Origin of the sequence: Stenotrophomonas sp., assembly GCF_036662295.1 — a bacterium.
In the GTDB taxonomy this organism is placed as follows: domain Bacteria; phylum Pseudomonadota; class Gammaproteobacteria; order Xanthomonadales; family Xanthomonadaceae; genus Stenotrophomonas.
The window spans coordinates 36,091-51,035 of the sequence record NZ_JAVWXA010000003.1 but is presented as its reverse complement, the minus strand read 5'-3'; the positions used below and the strand labels follow the sequence as shown (position 1 = coordinate 51,035).

At 70.5% G+C, this 14,945-nt stretch carries 9 protein-coding genes and 1 riboswitch; of the genes, 5 read left to right on the top strand and 4 right to left on the bottom strand.

The features are described from left to right. Window positions 1-5 precede the first annotated feature (5 nt). Window positions 6-1,028, top strand: a complete 1,023-nt coding sequence (locus RSA25_RS01250; RefSeq protein ID WP_332807103.1) for an OmpA family protein — start codon at window positions 6-8, stop codon at window positions 1,026-1,028. A 14-nt stretch (window positions 1,029-1,042) separates the two neighbouring features. On the opposite strand, the gene RSA25_RS01245 is transcribed toward RSA25_RS01250, so the two are convergent. After that, a complete protein-coding gene (locus RSA25_RS01245) occupies window positions 1,043-2,986 on the bottom strand; it encodes a diguanylate cyclase (RefSeq protein WP_332807102.1) in 1,944 nt (647 codons plus the stop codon). Between the two features lie 141 nt (window positions 2,987-3,127). On the opposite strand from RSA25_RS01245, the gene RSA25_RS01240 reads away from it, so the two are divergent. The 3 genes from RSA25_RS01240 (at window position 3,128) to RSA25_RS01230 (ending at window position 9,549) form a co-directional block, all read left to right on the top strand. Next, the gene (locus RSA25_RS01240) at window positions 3,128-4,492 is read left to right on the top strand and encodes an ATP-binding protein (protein ID WP_332807101.1); all 1,365 of its coding nucleotides are present in this window, start codon (window positions 3,128-3,130) and stop codon (window positions 4,490-4,492) included. 49 nt (window positions 4,493-4,541) lie between these two features. Beyond that, window positions 4,542-7,991, top strand: coding sequence for a PAS domain-containing hybrid sensor histidine kinase/response regulator (locus RSA25_RS01235; protein ID WP_332807100.1), 3,450 nt, complete (start codon window positions 4,542-4,544; stop codon window positions 7,989-7,991). A gap of 124 nt (window positions 7,992-8,115) precedes the next feature. Beyond that, window positions 8,116-9,549, top strand: coding sequence for a hypothetical protein (locus RSA25_RS01230; RefSeq protein ID WP_332807099.1), 1,434 nt, complete (start codon window positions 8,116-8,118; stop codon window positions 9,547-9,549). 14 nt (window positions 9,550-9,563) lie between these two features. On the opposite strand, the gene RSA25_RS01225 is transcribed toward RSA25_RS01230, so the two are convergent. Then, window positions 9,564-10,139, bottom strand: a complete 576-nt coding sequence (locus RSA25_RS01225) for a manganese efflux pump MntP family protein (RefSeq protein WP_332807098.1) — start codon at window positions 10,137-10,139, stop codon at window positions 9,564-9,566. Between the two features lie 11 nt (window positions 10,140-10,150). Further along, window positions 10,151-10,320, bottom strand: a riboswitch (yybP-ykoY riboswitch). A gap of 208 nt (window positions 10,321-10,528) precedes the next feature. On the opposite strand from RSA25_RS01225, the gene RSA25_RS01220 reads away from it, so the two are divergent. Continuing rightward, the gene (locus tag RSA25_RS01220; RefSeq protein WP_332807097.1) at window positions 10,529-11,770 is read left to right on the top strand and encodes a hypothetical protein; all 1,242 of its coding nucleotides are present in this window, start codon (window positions 10,529-10,531) and stop codon (window positions 11,768-11,770) included. A 20-nt stretch (window positions 11,771-11,790) separates the two neighbouring features. Here RSA25_RS01220 and RSA25_RS01215 read toward each other — a convergent pair whose 3' ends face one another. After that, window positions 11,791-12,456, bottom strand: a complete 666-nt coding sequence (locus RSA25_RS01215) for a response regulator transcription factor (RefSeq protein WP_332807096.1) — start codon at window positions 12,454-12,456, stop codon at window positions 11,791-11,793. Between the two features lie 182 nt (window positions 12,457-12,638). Next, window positions 12,639-14,582, bottom strand: a complete 1,944-nt coding sequence (acs, locus tag RSA25_RS01210; protein ID WP_332807095.1) for an acetate--CoA ligase — start codon at window positions 14,580-14,582, stop codon at window positions 12,639-12,641. Window positions 14,583-14,945: the final 363 nt, after the last annotated feature.

Here is a 14,945-nt window from a genome sequence, read left to right as displayed (position 1 = left end):
CCCTGATGACTTTCGTTTCTTCCACGCTCCGCACCATCGCCGCCCCGCGCCTGCTGGCCGGTACCCTGCTGCTGGCCTGCGCGCCGTCGGCGTGGGCCCAGTCGCCCACGCTGCTGCCGCAGCAACAGCGCATCACCGATGAAGCCATCGATGCCGACCACCAGACCTATGAGCGCACCCAGGGGCGCATCCAGGCGCTGAACGATGGCGGCCGCCCGATCCGCGACTACCACCTGGCCAAGGCCCAGTGCTGGCTGGATGTGTCCTTCCACGAGTACAGCCGCAACGATCGCAGCGCGTTCCCGCAGCAGGCGCTGGGCGAGTCGGCCCGGCTGATCGAGGGCATGGAGCGCGGCGACGCGCCGCTGCCCACCGATACGCCGCTGGTCAACGACGCCAGGTACCTGCGCGATGACCTCTGGCAGCGCCTGCGCGTGCTGCAGGCCGCGCCCGGTTTCAGCTGCGCGCAGCAGCAGGTCGCCTGCGGTGAAGTGGAGCTGGTGCATGCCGGCAACGAGTTCAACCAGCAGCAGTGGCGGCACGCCAAGCCCTACATCCAGATCGCCGAGGAGCTGGTCAACGATGCCGAAGCGGCCGCCCGCCAGTGCGGCGTCGGCCCCGGTGCGGCGCCCACCGCCACGCCCGGCCCGCTGGTGGCCAACGTGCTGTTCGAGTTCGACCGCGACGGCTACCGCGACATCCGCACGTACTCGCTGGAGAGCCTGGACCGCGCGCTGGCCAGCATCGCCAGCGAATCGCTGCGCCTGCAGGGCATCACCCTGGTCGGGCATGCCGACCGCATGCAGGGGCGTGGCTTCGATGCCAACCAGGCGTTGTCCGAGCGGCGCGCGCGCACCGTGCGCGAACTGCTGATCGGGCGCGGCATCGACCCGGCCCAGGTGCGCTATGAGTACCGCGGCGATACCCAGCAGGTGCAGCAGTGCGAGGGCGTGCGCCCGCGCGCGGCGTTGCTGGAATGCCTGCTGCCCAACCGGCGCGTGGAAGTCCGATTCGACGTCGCCCGCTGAGCCGCACGCTGCTTTCAGTGGCCGTGTTCGCGCCGTGGCGGCGCCGCGCTCGCCTCGGCGCCCGGCAGGCGCTGCGGCGGTGGCCGTGGCGGTGCCCAGGGCATCGGCCGGCTGCCGCCCAGGCTGACCCAGCCCAGCGCCATCGCCTGGGCGGGATCGTGCAGCAGGCTGTAGAGGTCCACGTCGCTGCCGGCGGCCTCGCCCCACAGGCTGGCCCAGGCATTGCGGCCGCTGCGGCGTGCGCTCTGCAGGGCGCGATCGGCCGCGCGCAGGCTGTCATCCAGCTGCGCCGGACGATCGGCGAACAACGGCAGCGGGGCCACGCCCAGGCTGGCGCTGAAGGTGACCGGCTGCCCGCCCGGGGTATCCACCAGCAGACGCTCGACGCTGGCGCGCAGGTGGCTGGCCAGCGCCTGTGCGGCCGCCTCGCTGGTATCGGCGCGTGCCACCAGGAAGCTGGCCCCGCCCCAGCGCGCCACCACGTCACCGCCGTCCACCGCCGCCACCAGGCAGCGCGCCACCGCGCGCAGCAGCACATCGCCGGCCAGATTGCCGTGCTGGTCGTTGAGGGTCTTGAAGTCGTCGATTTCCAGCAGCACCAACGCGCTGCGCTGGCCGTGCCCGGCCGTGCCGGCATGGGCCAGCATGCGTTCCACCTGGTGGCGGTTGGGTAGCCCGGTCACCGCATCGGTGCGGCTCAGCGCGGCCAGCTCGCGCCGCTGCCTGCGCAGCCGCAGCACCAGCGTGGTGGCCAGCGCCAGCACGCCCAGCAACGCCACCAGCGCGCCGTTGCGCAGCACCCGCATGCGCGCCAGTTCCTGCTCGGCGTTGACCTGCACCGGCTGCACGTTGCGCTCGGCATTGGCCTGCAGCCGGGCCAGCTGGCCCAGCGTCTCGCCCTTGCTGCGGGCCTGGTCCAGCTGCCGGGCCTGGCGGCTCACCTGCAACAGCTGCTGGCGATGGCCCAGCAGGCTGTGCGCATCGGCCAGCACGTCCAGCCCCTGGCGGATCTCATCCAGGTAGTGCCCGCTTTCGGCCAGCGCCTGCGCCTGTTCGGCCAATGCCAGTGCCTGGGCGGGCGCGTGGCGGTCCAGCGCCAACCGCGCCAGCCGCTGCAGGGTGACCACCCGGCCCTGTGGATCCTGCCCGGTCTGCCACGCCAGCGCCCGTTGCAGGCCGGCCTCGGCCGCTGCGTACTGCCCGCGCACCCGCTGGATCTCGGCACGGTGGCTGGCGATGCGATACAGGTGCAGCTCCTGGCCGGTCAGGCGTGCGCCGATGGCCTGGGCGCGGTCGAACGCGGTCAACGCCTCCTCATAGCGCTGCATGGACAGCAGCGCATAGCCGATGTTGTAGTCCAGCAGCAGGTCGCCGGCGTTGGGGGGCCGGCGCAGGTGCTGGCTCAGGGCCGAGGCCCGCTCCAGGTAGGTCAGCGCGCCCTGCGCATCGCCCATGGCATCGCCGCGGATCATGGCGATCTGCACCAGCGCGGCGATCTGGCCCTGCACGTCGCGCTCGCGCACGGCCTCGTCCAGCAGGGCGGTGCTCAACGACAGCGCCTGGGGCAGGTTGCCACGCCACAGCAGCAGCTGGGCGGCCATGGCGCGCGCACGGTTGCGGTCGAGCGGCGCGGCATCGGCGCGGTCGGCGGCCGCCAGCAGGCGTGCCGGCACGGTCTCGGCCTGGTCGGGCTGGCCCTGCGTGCGCAGCGCCGCGCCCAGGCAGCCCAGCGCGCCGATTTCCTCGGCGGCGCCCAGCCGCGGCCGCGCCAGCAGCGCACGCGCCATCTGCAGCGAGGTGGCCGGGGCACTGGTCAACAGCGCGTGGCACTGCGCCACCTGCGGCATCAGGACCGAATTTTCGTGATCCTGCGCGGCGGCCGGCAGGGGCGATGAAAGCGCACATACAACGCACACCAGGGCAGACACGCTGCGCCGGTAAAGCGGCAAGCTGGGCATGAAGGCGGAATCCTGACGAAAGTCGGGCCGGCGCGGCGGCCGCGGCGGCCGGCCACCGCGGGCGGCCGGCCCGGTCGAAGGCCTAATATAGCGCTGTTGCCGCCCGTGCCTGGCGCTTTTGGTCCCTGGAACGTTCTCCGCATGCTGGATCCATCGCTCTCCGCCGCCCCGTCCCGCCGTCCCGCTGCCGCGGCCGGTCTGGGCCCGCGCACCGATGCCATGCTGCATGGCCTGTGGTTGCTGATCGGCACCTTCCACCTGTCGATGGCCGCCTGGCAGCTGCTGCGTGGTGGCCTGGGCGTGGACCCGATGCTGCTGGTGCTGGCCGCCGCGCAACTGGTGCTGTGCACCGTGTGCCTGGTGCTGCAGCGGCGCGGGCAGGGCGTGCGCGCAGCCAGCGTGTTCGTGGGCGGGCAACTGGCCCTGCTGGCGCTGGGCCATGGGTACTGGGGACTGGCGGCGCTGGCCCGCACGCAGTTGGTGCAGGGCCTGCCGCTGCTGCTGGTGGCCGCGTTGCTGGGCACGCGCACCCTGCGCTGGGCCACCGTGGGCGCCGGCCTGGCGATCCTGCTGGGCGCCTGGACCGATTTTGCCGGCACCCTGTTCCGCCCCGACCGCGTGCCCTACCTGGCCACCGACCTGGCCGTTGCCCTGTTCGGCTGCGGGCTGGCGGCCTGGTTGTTCCACCACAGCGTGACCGGCCTGCGCGAGAGCCTGCTCACCGCCCACCAGCGCGGCGCCGCGCTGGCCCGCACCCGCGATGAGCTGCAATTGGAGATGCAGGAGAAGGAACGCTCGCGCGACCAGCTGGTGCATGCCATGAAGATGGACAACGTGGGCCGCCTGGCCAGCGGTATCGCCCACGATTTCAACCACCTGCTTGGGCTGGTCCAGGCTTACGCCGCCAAGGCCCAGCGCAGCGAGGAGCCCACCGTCCGTGCCGAGGCGCTGCAGGGCGTGGTGTCGGCCACCCGGCGGGCCAGCGCGGTCAGCCGCCGGCTGATGGATTTCAGCCGCCTGGAGGCCAGCCGCCCGCAGCTGCTGGACGTGGCCAGCACGGTCGCGGGGATCTCGCCGATGCTGCAGCAGGTGTTCGATGCGCGCACCACCTACCAGCTGGATGACGCGCCGGTGGATTGCCGCATCCATTTCGATCCGGCCCAGCTCGAATCGATCCTGCTCAGCCTGGCGGTCAACGCCGCCCAGGCGATGCCCGACGGCGGCCGCTTCGCGCTGCAGCTGGCGGTGGATGCCGCCGAGGCCGACGAGGTGGTGATCCGCGCCCGCGACAATGGCCACGGCATGAGCGAGGCGGTGCGCCTGCGCTGCCTGGACCCGTTCTTCACCACCAAGCCGGTGGGGCAGGGCACCGGGCTGGGCCTGGCGGTCAGCGCCACCCTGGTGGCCGCCGCCGGTGGCCGGATCGCGGTGGAGAGCGCGGAAGGGCACGGCACCTGCGTGGAAATCCGCCTGCCGGCCTATCCGCCGGCGGCCGTGCCCGCCTGAGCCGCCCGGCGGCCGCTACACTGCGGGCTGCTCTTGGGGAAACAAGCCTGTGGTCTCCAGCTGGATCCTGCTGCTGGTATCGGTGGCCTATGCCGCGCTGCTGTTCGGGGTGGCGTGGTGGGGCGACCGACGCCCGATGTACCCCGACCGGCCCTGGCTGCGGCCGGTGGTCTACAGTCTGGCGCTGGCGGTGTACTGCTCGTCGTGGACCTTCTACGGCGCGGTGGGCACGGCGGTGCGCAACGGCATCGGCTATTTGCCCATCTACCTGGGGCCGCTGCTGCTGTGGCTGTTCGGCTGGCGCATCATCGAGCGGCTGGCGCTGATCGCACGCAGCCAGAACGTGGTCTCCATCGCCGACTTCATCTCCTCCCGCTTCGGCCGCTCGCGGCGCCTGGCCGCGCTGGTGGCGGTGATCGCGCTGATCGGCATCGTGCCGTACCTGGCCCTGCAGTACAAAGCGGTGGCGATGAGCCTGCAGGTGCTCACCGGCAACGTGGGCCCGACCGGGTTCTTCAGCGATCCGGCCTTGTACGTGGCGCTGCTGATGGCCCTGTTCGCCACGCTGTTCGGCACCCGCCAGGTGGATGCCACCGAGCACCACCACGGCATGATGCTGGCCATCGCGTTGGAATCGATGATCAAGCTGATCGCGATGGTGGCGCTGGGGTTGTTTGCCTACCTGTGGCTCAACGACCGCACCGATGCGGTGCTGCAGTCGGCCCACACGCTGTTCAGCGGGTTGCCGCCGGTGGGCTTCATTTCCCAGACCCTGCTCAGCTTCCTGGCCATCATCTGCCTGCCGCGCCAGTTCCACGTGGCCGTGGTGGAGTGCGGCGACGTGCGCGACATCCGCCGCGCGCGCTGGATGTTCGGCGCCTACCTGGTGGTGATCTCGGCGATGGTGATCCCCATCGCCACCGCCGGCGTCACCCTGTTCGGCACCGGCGGCAGCGTGGCCGACGACAGCATGGTGCTGGCCCTGCCGCTGGCCGAGGGGCGCAAGTTCCTGGCGCTGGTGGCCTACGTGGGCGGCTTCTCGGCGGCCACCGGCATGGTCATCGTGGCCTCCATCGCGTTGGCCACCATGGTCAGCAACGACCTGGTGATGCCGGTGCTGCTGCGCCGCAGTGGCGACCACGAGGAGGCGGCCGACGTCGCCTCGCGCGTGCTGTGGATCCGCCGCACCGCGATCCTGCTGCTGGCGCTGGTGGCCTACAGCTATTACCGCGGCAGCAGCAACGACAGCACGCTGGCCTCCTACGGGCTGATGGCCTTCGCGGCGGTGGCCCAGTTCGCCCCGGGCCTGATCGGCGGGCTTTACTGGCGCGGGGCCAGCCGCAAGGGCGTGGAAGTGGGCATGCTGCTCGGCTTCGGCACCTGGGCGTACACGCTGCTGCTGCCCGCGCTCACCCATGCCGGCTGGATGGCGCCCGCGTGGCTGGCGCAGGGGCCGTTCGGGGTGGCCTGGCTGCAGCCGCAGCACCTGTTCGGCATGAGCGGCTGGGATCCGCTTACCCATGGCACGTTCTGGTCGCTGCTGGTCAACGTGGCGGCGATGGTGCTGGTGTCGGTGCGCTGGCGCCCCGGCGTGGACGAGCGCCTGCGCGCGGCGCCGTTCCTGGACCCATACGCGCAGCGGCCGTCGGTGGCCGGTGCATGGCCGGGCAACGTGCACGTGGAAGACCTGCTGGCGCTGGCCTCGCGGGTGGTGGGCGAGCGCCACGCGCGGCGCGCGTTCGTCGAGCAGGCCCAGTCGATGGGGCGCGAGCTGCAGGCGTCCGCCCCGGCCGACCGGGCCTGGGTGCAGTTCACCGAGCGCCTGCTGGCCGCCGCCATCGGCGCGGCGTCGGCACGCCTGCTGCTGACCAGCCTGCTGCGCGGCTCGGGCATGGACCTGGGCGAAGTGGTGGCGGTGCTGGACGAGGCCGGCCAGGAGTTGCGCTTCAATCGCGAGATCCTTTCCACCACGCTGGAAAACATCAGCGCCGGGGTCAGCGTGGTCGACCCGGACATGCGCCTGACCGCCTGGAACCGCCGCTACCAGCAGATGTTCGGCTACCCCGACGGCATGCTTTACGTGGGCCGCCCGGTGGCCGACCTGATCCGCTACAACGCCGAGCGCGGCGAGCTGGGCGAGGGCGACATCGACGTCCAGATCAACCGCCGCATCGGCTACATGCGCGCCGGTTCGGCGCACATCTTCGAGCGCACCCGCAGCGACGGCAAGGTCATCGAAATGCGCGGCCAGGCGCTGCCCGGCGGTGGCTACGTCACCAGCTACAACGACATCACCGACTACAAGCACGCCGAGCGCGCGCTGCTGGAAGCCAACGAGACCCTGGAGCAGCGCGTGGCCGAGCGCTCGCACGTGGCCGAGGTGGCCCAGCAGTCCAAGACCCGCTTCCTGGCCGCGATCAGCCACGACGTGCTGCAGCCGCTCAATGCCGCCCGCCTGTTCGCTTCGGCGCTGCGCGAGAGTCACCACAACAACGAAGAACAACGGCACCTGGCCGAGCGCGTGGACGCTTCGCTGCGTGCCGCCGAAGAGCTGCTGGACGGGCTGCTGGATGTGTCGCGACTGGACGCCGGCGGCCTGCACCCGGTCATCGGCGACTTCGACGTGAGCCTGTTGATGCGCGAGCTGGCCGCGCAGTACTCGCCGGTGGCCGCCGGGCGCGGCCTGCGCATGGACCTGTCCGCGCGCCCGGCCTGGGTGCGCAGCGACCGCCGACTGCTGCGCCGGGTGCTGCAGAACTTCCTGGCCAACGCGCTGCGCTATACGCGCCAGGGCCGCATCGTGCTGGCCGTGCGCCACCGCGGCCAAGAGGTGGAGCTGCAGGTCTGGGATACCGGGCCGGGCATCCCCGAGCACCACATGCAGCAGATCTTCGACGAGTTCCACCGCTACCAGCAGCCCTTCGACTGGGGCGAGCAGGGCCTGGGCCTGGGCCTGTCGATCTGCCAGCGCATCTCGCGCCTGCTCGACCACCGCCTCAACGCGCGCAGCCGCGTGGGCACCGGCAGCATGTTCTCCATCCTGCTGCCGCGCGTGGACGCACCGGTGCTGCCGCAGACCGCGGCGAGCACGCCCACGCCCGCCCCGGCCCGCACCGATTCGCTGGCCGGCATGCGCGTGCTGTGCGTGGACAACGACCAGGAGATCCTGGATGGCATGCGCGCGCTGCTGGGGCGCTGGCAGGTGGAGGTGATCACCGCCAGCACCGTGGACCAGGCGCTGGAAAAGGTGGAGGCGCAGCCGGACGTGATGCTGGTGGACTACCACCTGCACGACCGCCTGGACGGCCTGGACACGCTGGTGGCCCTGCGCGACAAGGCCGGGCGCGCCATCCCCGGCGCGCTGCTCACCGCCGACGGCCGCGACGAACTCAAGCGGATGGCGCGCGAGCGCGGCTACCGGCTGCTGACCAAGCCGATCAAACCCGCCTCGCTGCGCGCCTTCCTGGCCGCCTTCCATGCGCCGCGCGGGGACATGTAGCCGCGCGCGGTGAGGGCGCACTTTGCAACTAATTGGATGGTGCGGGCCACCGGATATTCCTAGGGTACTGCTCCGCCGGCGGGTCGCCGGGACCACCGGCCAGCGCGCCACCAGGAGTTTCCCCATGCCTGTTTCCCCGACGTCGACTACGGTCCCCCACCCGTCGCGCGCGGTCGGCCGCGAGGCAGGGGACGCCGCGCCCGCCAAACGCCATGGGGTGATGTGCCGGCTGCTGACGTTCCTCGGGATCGGCAATCGCCCGCGAGGCACGGAGGACGCCCGAGGCGGCCGCGCGGCAGTCCCGCCGACGGGTCAACCGCACCATCGACCCGTGCCGGTGGCGGTGCGAAACCTGGACAGCGCCACCTCCGGGCCGGCGCTGCCGCCGCCGCAATCCTGGGCGGCGCGCGCCGCCGCCCGGTCCATGGCTGCGCCGCACGCGGCGCGCGTGCCGGTCATGGCCCGGCTACCGGTGCCGGCGGCAGCGGCGCCGATCGACCTTGCCATCGATCGCCATCTGAACGGCCAGCCCGCCGGCAGCGCCCGCGGACTCGCCACGCTGGGCGCTGCGAACCAGGCCATTGCCGGGGGCACGCGCCGGGCCGTGGCGCTGGCTGAAGAACTCTGCGCGTGGGTGGCGCAGGATGTTCGAGAGGGCCGCCATGGCGATGCCAGCGCCTTTCTTGGCCATGAGGATGGCCGGCTCAGCGGGCCGGAGGCCGCGTATCTGGCCCGTGGGTTCGATCAACTGGCGGCGAACCTGGCAGACCTTGGTCGCCACGATCACCGCCTGGTAATGCTCACCTCACACTCGATGCAGGGTCATCTCTGCCATGTGCTTGAGGGTGATCGGCAGGCGCGGATCTTCCTGCACCCCGCCTTCCACCAGCGCGATATCGTCGACCGTGCCATCTCCCTGATCCATGAAACCTCGCACCACGTCCTGCGCACCGAGGACATGCACGGCTACCAGGGCGGCCACCTGTTCTTCGATTCCGCCAAGGCCGGTGCACAGCCGTATCAGCATGCGATTGCCGACCACCTGGCGCAGCTGACGCCGGAACAGGCGCGCGATGAGATGCACCGCAATGCCGATTCCTGGGCCAACCTGGCTGCCGTCATGGCGCTGGGCGGGCATCGCAATGCACTGGACAGGCACATCCAGGCCGACAAGGCACCAGCGCGCGAGGCATCCAGGCAGACCGCTTCACACCAGGTGCTGTTTACCGATGCGAAGCCGCGGACCCTGCGGATGCCGGAGGGCTCGGTAATGCATGCCAGTGCCGAAGACCTGTTCCGTGCACGCGAGGGCGAGGCGGCATTGAAGCCCGCCGCCCTGCTGGTGCAGCTGCAGGACGCGCCATGGACCACCCTGGGCACGGCCGAGCGAAAAGCTTTCCACGAGGCGGCCGTATCACTGGCCTACAAACGCGGCTTCATCCAGAAGGACGCGCTGCTGGCCAGCATGGATGGACTGAGCGATGAGAACGTACTCGAACGGTTGAACACGCTGCTGCCGGTGCTCGGCTTACCCCGGGTTGAGCACCGGCAGCGCTGAATCATGCCCGCCGCTTACGCGGCGCCGTGCAGGTGTTCGTACAGGATCGTCGAGCCGATGATGATCAGGATGATGCCGCCGATGATCTCAGCACGCTTGCCGACCATGCCGCCCAGCACGCGGCCGAGCATGATCCCGGCGGTGACCATGGCGAAGGTGCACAGGCCGATCACCACGGCCATCACGCCGATATGCACGTCCATGAACGCCAGGCCGATGCCCACGGCCATGGCGTCGATGCTGGTCGCAAAGCCGGTCATGGCCAAGCGCCAGAAGCCATGGTGCTTGCTGGTGTCTTCCTCTTCAGCCTCGCCGTCGGGTCGGATGCCGTTGACGATCATGTGCACGCCCAGCGCACCGAGCAGGCCGAAGGCGATCCAGTGGTCGAAGGCCTCCACGTACTGGAGCGCTGCGCGGCCCAGCAGCCAGCCGATCACCGGGGTGATGGCTTCGATGACGCCGAAGATCAGGCCCGCGCGCAGGGCATCGGGTAAGCGTGGCTTGCGCATGGCCGCGCCTTTGCCGATCGCCGCGGCGAAGGCATCGGTGGACATGGCAAAGCCGATGAGGAGGATCGAAACAGGAGACATTGGCGGCAGCTATGCAGGTCGGGCAAGGACGGACACACGGCACGTGCTCGCGCCCAACCTCTCGTTGCGCGCACGGGCCGTTGGTCTCGCCAACCATCATGGTTGTCCACGCCACGGCGCACTGGCCGAGTATGTTGACGTGGACGATTCCTGCGAAGGAATCCGGCTACTCCCCAAGGGGACGCGAAGCTTAGCACCGGGGTTGCCGGATGACGCATCCCCACGAAATTGCGCAGGTAACGCTGGCTTTTATAGCTCTGGCTATACGGCGAAGAAGCGTGCTGTCGACATCACGGGCATCGTCGTCCTGCATTCGCAACCATTCCGATTGCGGGCGTTGCCCGCGGCGCGGTACATCAAGGCCATCCTTCGCACTGCAGAACGCTGTCATGCCACTCCCGCCCGCCGCCGCCAGACCTGCGCCCCTGCCCCTGGACGCAACCGCACTGCCGCCGCCACGCCACGTCGCCATCGACCCTGCGCCGCCCCGTCTCGGTGAGCGCATCACCCGGCTGGCCAACGTGGCGGTGGATGCCCCGCAGGCCCGCGTGGTTGCCCTGGCCGCCGGTGGGCTGACCGGCGGCCTGATGGCGATGGCCAACGCGACCGCGCCACTCAGCGGTTCGATCGTCGGGGCGCTGCTGGGCGAGGCCTACCTGCGCATCGCGCGCCAGGGCGCCGAGGATGCGCAGGCGCATCAGCGGCGCTGGGACATGCTGCATTCCACCGCCGCGCTGCGCGACATGGCAATCACCTCCGGCCTGAACCATGCCGACGTGGCGCGCGTGCGCGGCATCCACGACCACCTGCAGGCCAGCATGCAGCAGATGATCGACGGCTATCGCGCGCACGCCGCCGCCGTGGACCTGCCGGTGGCGCCACCGCTGGAAGCCGGCCTGAAGGCGTTCGTCCTGGAGGCCTGCCTGGATCACCCGCCCTGCGTGATCACCTGCCGGGAAACCGGCCACCACTACATCGCGGCAGTGGCCGCGGCCGATGTCATGCGGTTGCGGCGCCAGATCAATGATGAGGGGCGGCCACCGGGCGCGGTGCTGCGCAACCTGCGCAGCACGTTCTTCTGCGTGGATCCGGCTGCCCCGGGTCCAGCCGGCACCGGGCAAATGGACGTGGACCGCCACGGCGGCCAATGGCAGCTGCGGCCCGCCCGGCCGGTAGTGGAGGGCGCTGCCGCCGCCCCCCGCGTGGTCGACGCTGCCACGCCGCCGCCGGACTGGACGCGCGCGCCGGCGCCGATGGTGCAGCTGCGCCGGCGCACCCCGGCGGCCGCGCCGGCGCCACGACCCGCCGTCGTCCCGATGCGAACGAGCGCCCCGGCGCAGCCGATCGATGTCCAGCGCGGGCCCACCCTGCAGGAACAATGCGCGCGCCTGCCGGCGGGCAGCAGCACGCTCAAGCGCATCGAGCGGGTCGAGCAGGATCTGGCCGCGGGCAGGTTGCAGGGGCATGTGGTGAAACAGGACGGCCACGTGTTCATCGCCACCGATGCCAACATCGAGGGATTGGCCGGGCGCGGGCGCTGGCGCCTGCTGTGCCGCCCGCTGGGCGCGGGCTACGAGCTGGTGGGGATCGCCGACTACCACGACAGGAGGTTCGACTGGTGGACTGGCTGATCGCCTGGCGCCGCCGCGCGTTATTCCTCTTCCGGCGGCAACACGATCTGCTCGTCGTCGATGGCCAGCTTGCCGGCCATCAGCACCGCCTGGGTGCGGTTGGTGACGCCCAGCTTGCGCAGGATCGCGGTGACGTGGGCCTTGATCGTGGCCTCGGACACGTTGAGGTCGTAGGCGATCTGCTTGTTGAGCCGGCCGACGCCGAGCATCTGCAGCACGCGGAACTGCTGCGGGGTGAGTTCGCGCAGGCGCTGGCCGATCTCGCGCTCCTCGCGCCCGGTGGGCGGCACGGCGTGGGCCTCCGGCGGCGCCCAGGTCTCACCGTCCAGGATCGCGCGCAGCGCCTGGCCGATGGTGTCCGAGTCGGCGGATTTGGGGATGAAGCCAAAGGCGCCGTGGTCCAGGGCGCGGCGCATCACCGTGGGTTCCTCGCGCGCGGAGACCACCACCACCGGCAGCTGCGGGTGCAGGGCGCGCATGTGCACCAGCGCGTTGAACCCCTGCGCGCCGGGCATGTTGAGGTCCATCAGCACCAGGTCGGCATCGGTGTGCTGGTCGGCCAGCTGGTACAGCGCTTCCACGCTGTCCGCTTCGTACAGCTGCACGCCGGGAATGACGCGTTGCACGGCGCCGCGCAGGGCTTCGCGGAACAGGGGATGGTCATCGGCAATCAGGAGGGTAGGCATGGTGGGGGCCATGTTGCGAAAGGGGTAACACGATGTAACGGAACGAGTGCATCGAGATGACAGCCCCCCCCTGAGTCAGGGGGCGGCCGCGCAGCGGCGGGGGTGTGGGTGATGGTGAGAAGGGGCCCACGGTCCGCTTGCGGACCGTGGGAGCGACAGCGCGAATGCGATGTGGCGATCCCTCACTTCACTTTGCGTTCTTCCACCAGCGAGGCCACCACCGACGGATCGGCCAGCGTCGAGGTGTCGCCCAGCTGGTCCGGCGCGTTCTCGGCGATCTTGCGCAGGATGCGGCGCATGATCTTGCCCGAGCGGGTCTTGGGCAGGCCCGGCGCCCACTGCAGGTGGTCGGGCGCGGCGATGGGGCCGATCTCCTTGCGCACCCAGGCGATCAGCTCCTTGTGCAGCTCGTCGCTGGGCGCCTGGTCGGCGATCAGGGTGACATAGGCATAGATGCCCTGGCCCTTGATGTCGTGCGGGAAGCCGACCACCGCCGCTTCGGCCACCTTCGGGTGGGACACCAGCGCGCTTTCCACCTCGGCGGTGCCGATGCGATGGCCGGACACGTTGATCACATCGTCCACGCGCCCGGTGATCCAGTAATAGCCGTCCTCGTCGCGGCGGCAGCCGTCACCGGTGAAGTAGCTGCCCGGGTAGGTGCGGAAATAGGTGTCGATGAAGCGCTGGTGGTCGCCGTACACGCTGCGCATCTGGCCCGGCCAGGCATCGCGGATGATCAGGTTGCCCTCGGTGGGGCCGTCCTGGATCTCGCCCTCGGCATTGACCAGCGCCGGCTGCACGCCGAAGAAGGGCAGGGTGGCCGAACCGGGCTTGAGGTCGACCGCGCCCGGCAGCGGCGAAATCAGGATGCCGCCGGTTTCGGTCTGCCACCAGGTGTCCACGATCGGGCAGCGGCTGTCGCCGACCACCTCGTAGTACCAGCGCCAGGCTTCGGGGTTGATCGGTTCGCCGACGCTGCCCAGCAGGCGCAGCGAAGTGCGCGAGGTGCGCTTGACCGGCGCCTCGCCCTCGCGCATCAGCGCGCGGATGGCGGTGGGCGCGGTATAGAAGATGCTGACCTGGTGCTTGTCGATCACCTCCCAGAACCGCGAGGTGGTGGGGTAGTTGGGCACGCCTTCGAACATCAGCGAGGTGGCGCCATTGGCCAGCGGGCCGTACACGATGTAGCTGTGGCCGGTGACCCAGCCCACGTCGGCGGTGCACCAGTAGATGTCGTCCTCGCGCAGGTCGAACACCGCTTCATGGGTGTAGGCCGCGTACAGCAGGTAGCCGCCGGTGGTGTGCAGCACGCCCTTGGGCTTGCCGGTGGAGCCGGAGGTGTAGAGGATGAACAGCGGGTCTTCGGCGTTCATGCGTTCCGGCTCGCACTGCGCCGGCTGTGCGTCGACCACGTCGTGGAACCAGCGGTCGCGCGGGGCCTGCATGTCCACCGCGCCGCCGGTGTGGCGGACCACCAGCACCGTTTCCACGGTGGTGGTGCCGGGCAGCTTCAGGGCCGCATCCACATTCGCCTTGAGCGGGATCCGGCGACCGCCGCGCAGGCCTTCGTCGGCGGTGATGATCAGCTTGCTGCCGCAATCGATCACGCGGTCGGCGATCGAGTTCGGCGCAAAGCCGCCGAACACCACCGAGTGCACCGCACCGATGCGCGCGCAGGCGAGCATGGCCACGGCGGCATCGACGATCATCGGCAGGTAGATGGTGACCCGGTCGCCCTTCTGCACGCCCAGGTTGCGCAGGGCATTGCCGAGCCGGCACACGCGCTCGTGCAGCTGGCGGTAGGTGACGCCCTGCGCCGGCGCGTCGGGACTGTCCGGTTCGAACAGCAGGGCGACCTTGTCCCCGCGCTGGTCGAGCTGGCGGTCCAGGCAGTTGACGCTGGCATTGAGCTCACCGTCTTCGAACCACTTGATGCGGAAGTCGTCCAGGTCGTAGCTGACGTTCTTGATGATGCTGGGTTGCTTGAACCACTGCAGGCGCTGCGCGGCCTCGCCCCAGAATGCGTCGGGGTTCTCCACCGACTGGCGGTAGCGCGTTTCGTAGGTGGTCTTGTCGATGCGTGCCTTGGCGGCAAACGCGGCGTTGACGGGGTAAAGATCGGCCATGGCACCCTCACTTGCACTAGGACTTGGGTTGTGCGGTCGCAGCATCAAGCGCGACCTCTCCCCCTCAGTTTGCCGCATCCACCCCCCTTCGCGGTGACCGCGCGCTTAGACCTTGGTCGAACGCGGGGCGGTGGGGGGAGGGGGTATCGGCTGTGGACGGCAACCGGCGCCGCGGCAGAGAGCGCACCGACCAGCGGTCGGTACCTACGCGGTGCCTTCGGCACCTTGCGGTCGCCGGTGGCGCCCGCGTCGTACGCGCCCTGCGGAAAACCGTGCCGCACTGCCGCATCCCGCGCGCGCTGCGCCGTCGCGGCAGAGAGCGCACCGACCAGCGGTCGGTACCTACGCGGTGCCTTCGGCACC

Coding starts and splice junctions, on each gene's coding strand:
- RSA25_RS01250 (WP_332807103.1), top strand. CDS start 6: ATGACTTTCGTTTCTTCCACGCTCCGCACCATCGCCGCCCCGCGCCTG.
- RSA25_RS01245 (WP_332807102.1), bottom strand. CDS start 2,986: ATGCCCAGCTTGCCGCTTTACCGGCGCAGCGTGTCTGCCCTGGTGTGC.
- RSA25_RS01240 (WP_332807101.1), top strand. CDS start 3,128: ATGCTGGATCCATCGCTCTCCGCCGCCCCGTCCCGCCGTCCCGCTGCC.
- RSA25_RS01230 (WP_332807099.1), top strand. CDS start 8,116: ATGCCTGTTTCCCCGACGTCGACTACGGTCCCCCACCCGTCGCGCGCG.
- RSA25_RS01225 (WP_332807098.1), bottom strand. CDS start 10,139: ATGTCTCCTGTTTCGATCCTCCTCATCGGCTTTGCCATGTCCACCGAT.
- RSA25_RS01220 (WP_332807097.1), top strand. CDS start 10,529: ATGCCACTCCCGCCCGCCGCCGCCAGACCTGCGCCCCTGCCCCTGGAC.
- RSA25_RS01215 (WP_332807096.1), bottom strand. CDS start 12,456: ATGCCTACCCTCCTGATTGCCGATGACCATCCCCTGTTCCGCGAAGCC.
- acs (WP_332807095.1), bottom strand. CDS start 14,582: ATGGCCGATCTTTACCCCGTCAACGCCGCGTTTGCCGCCAAGGCACGC.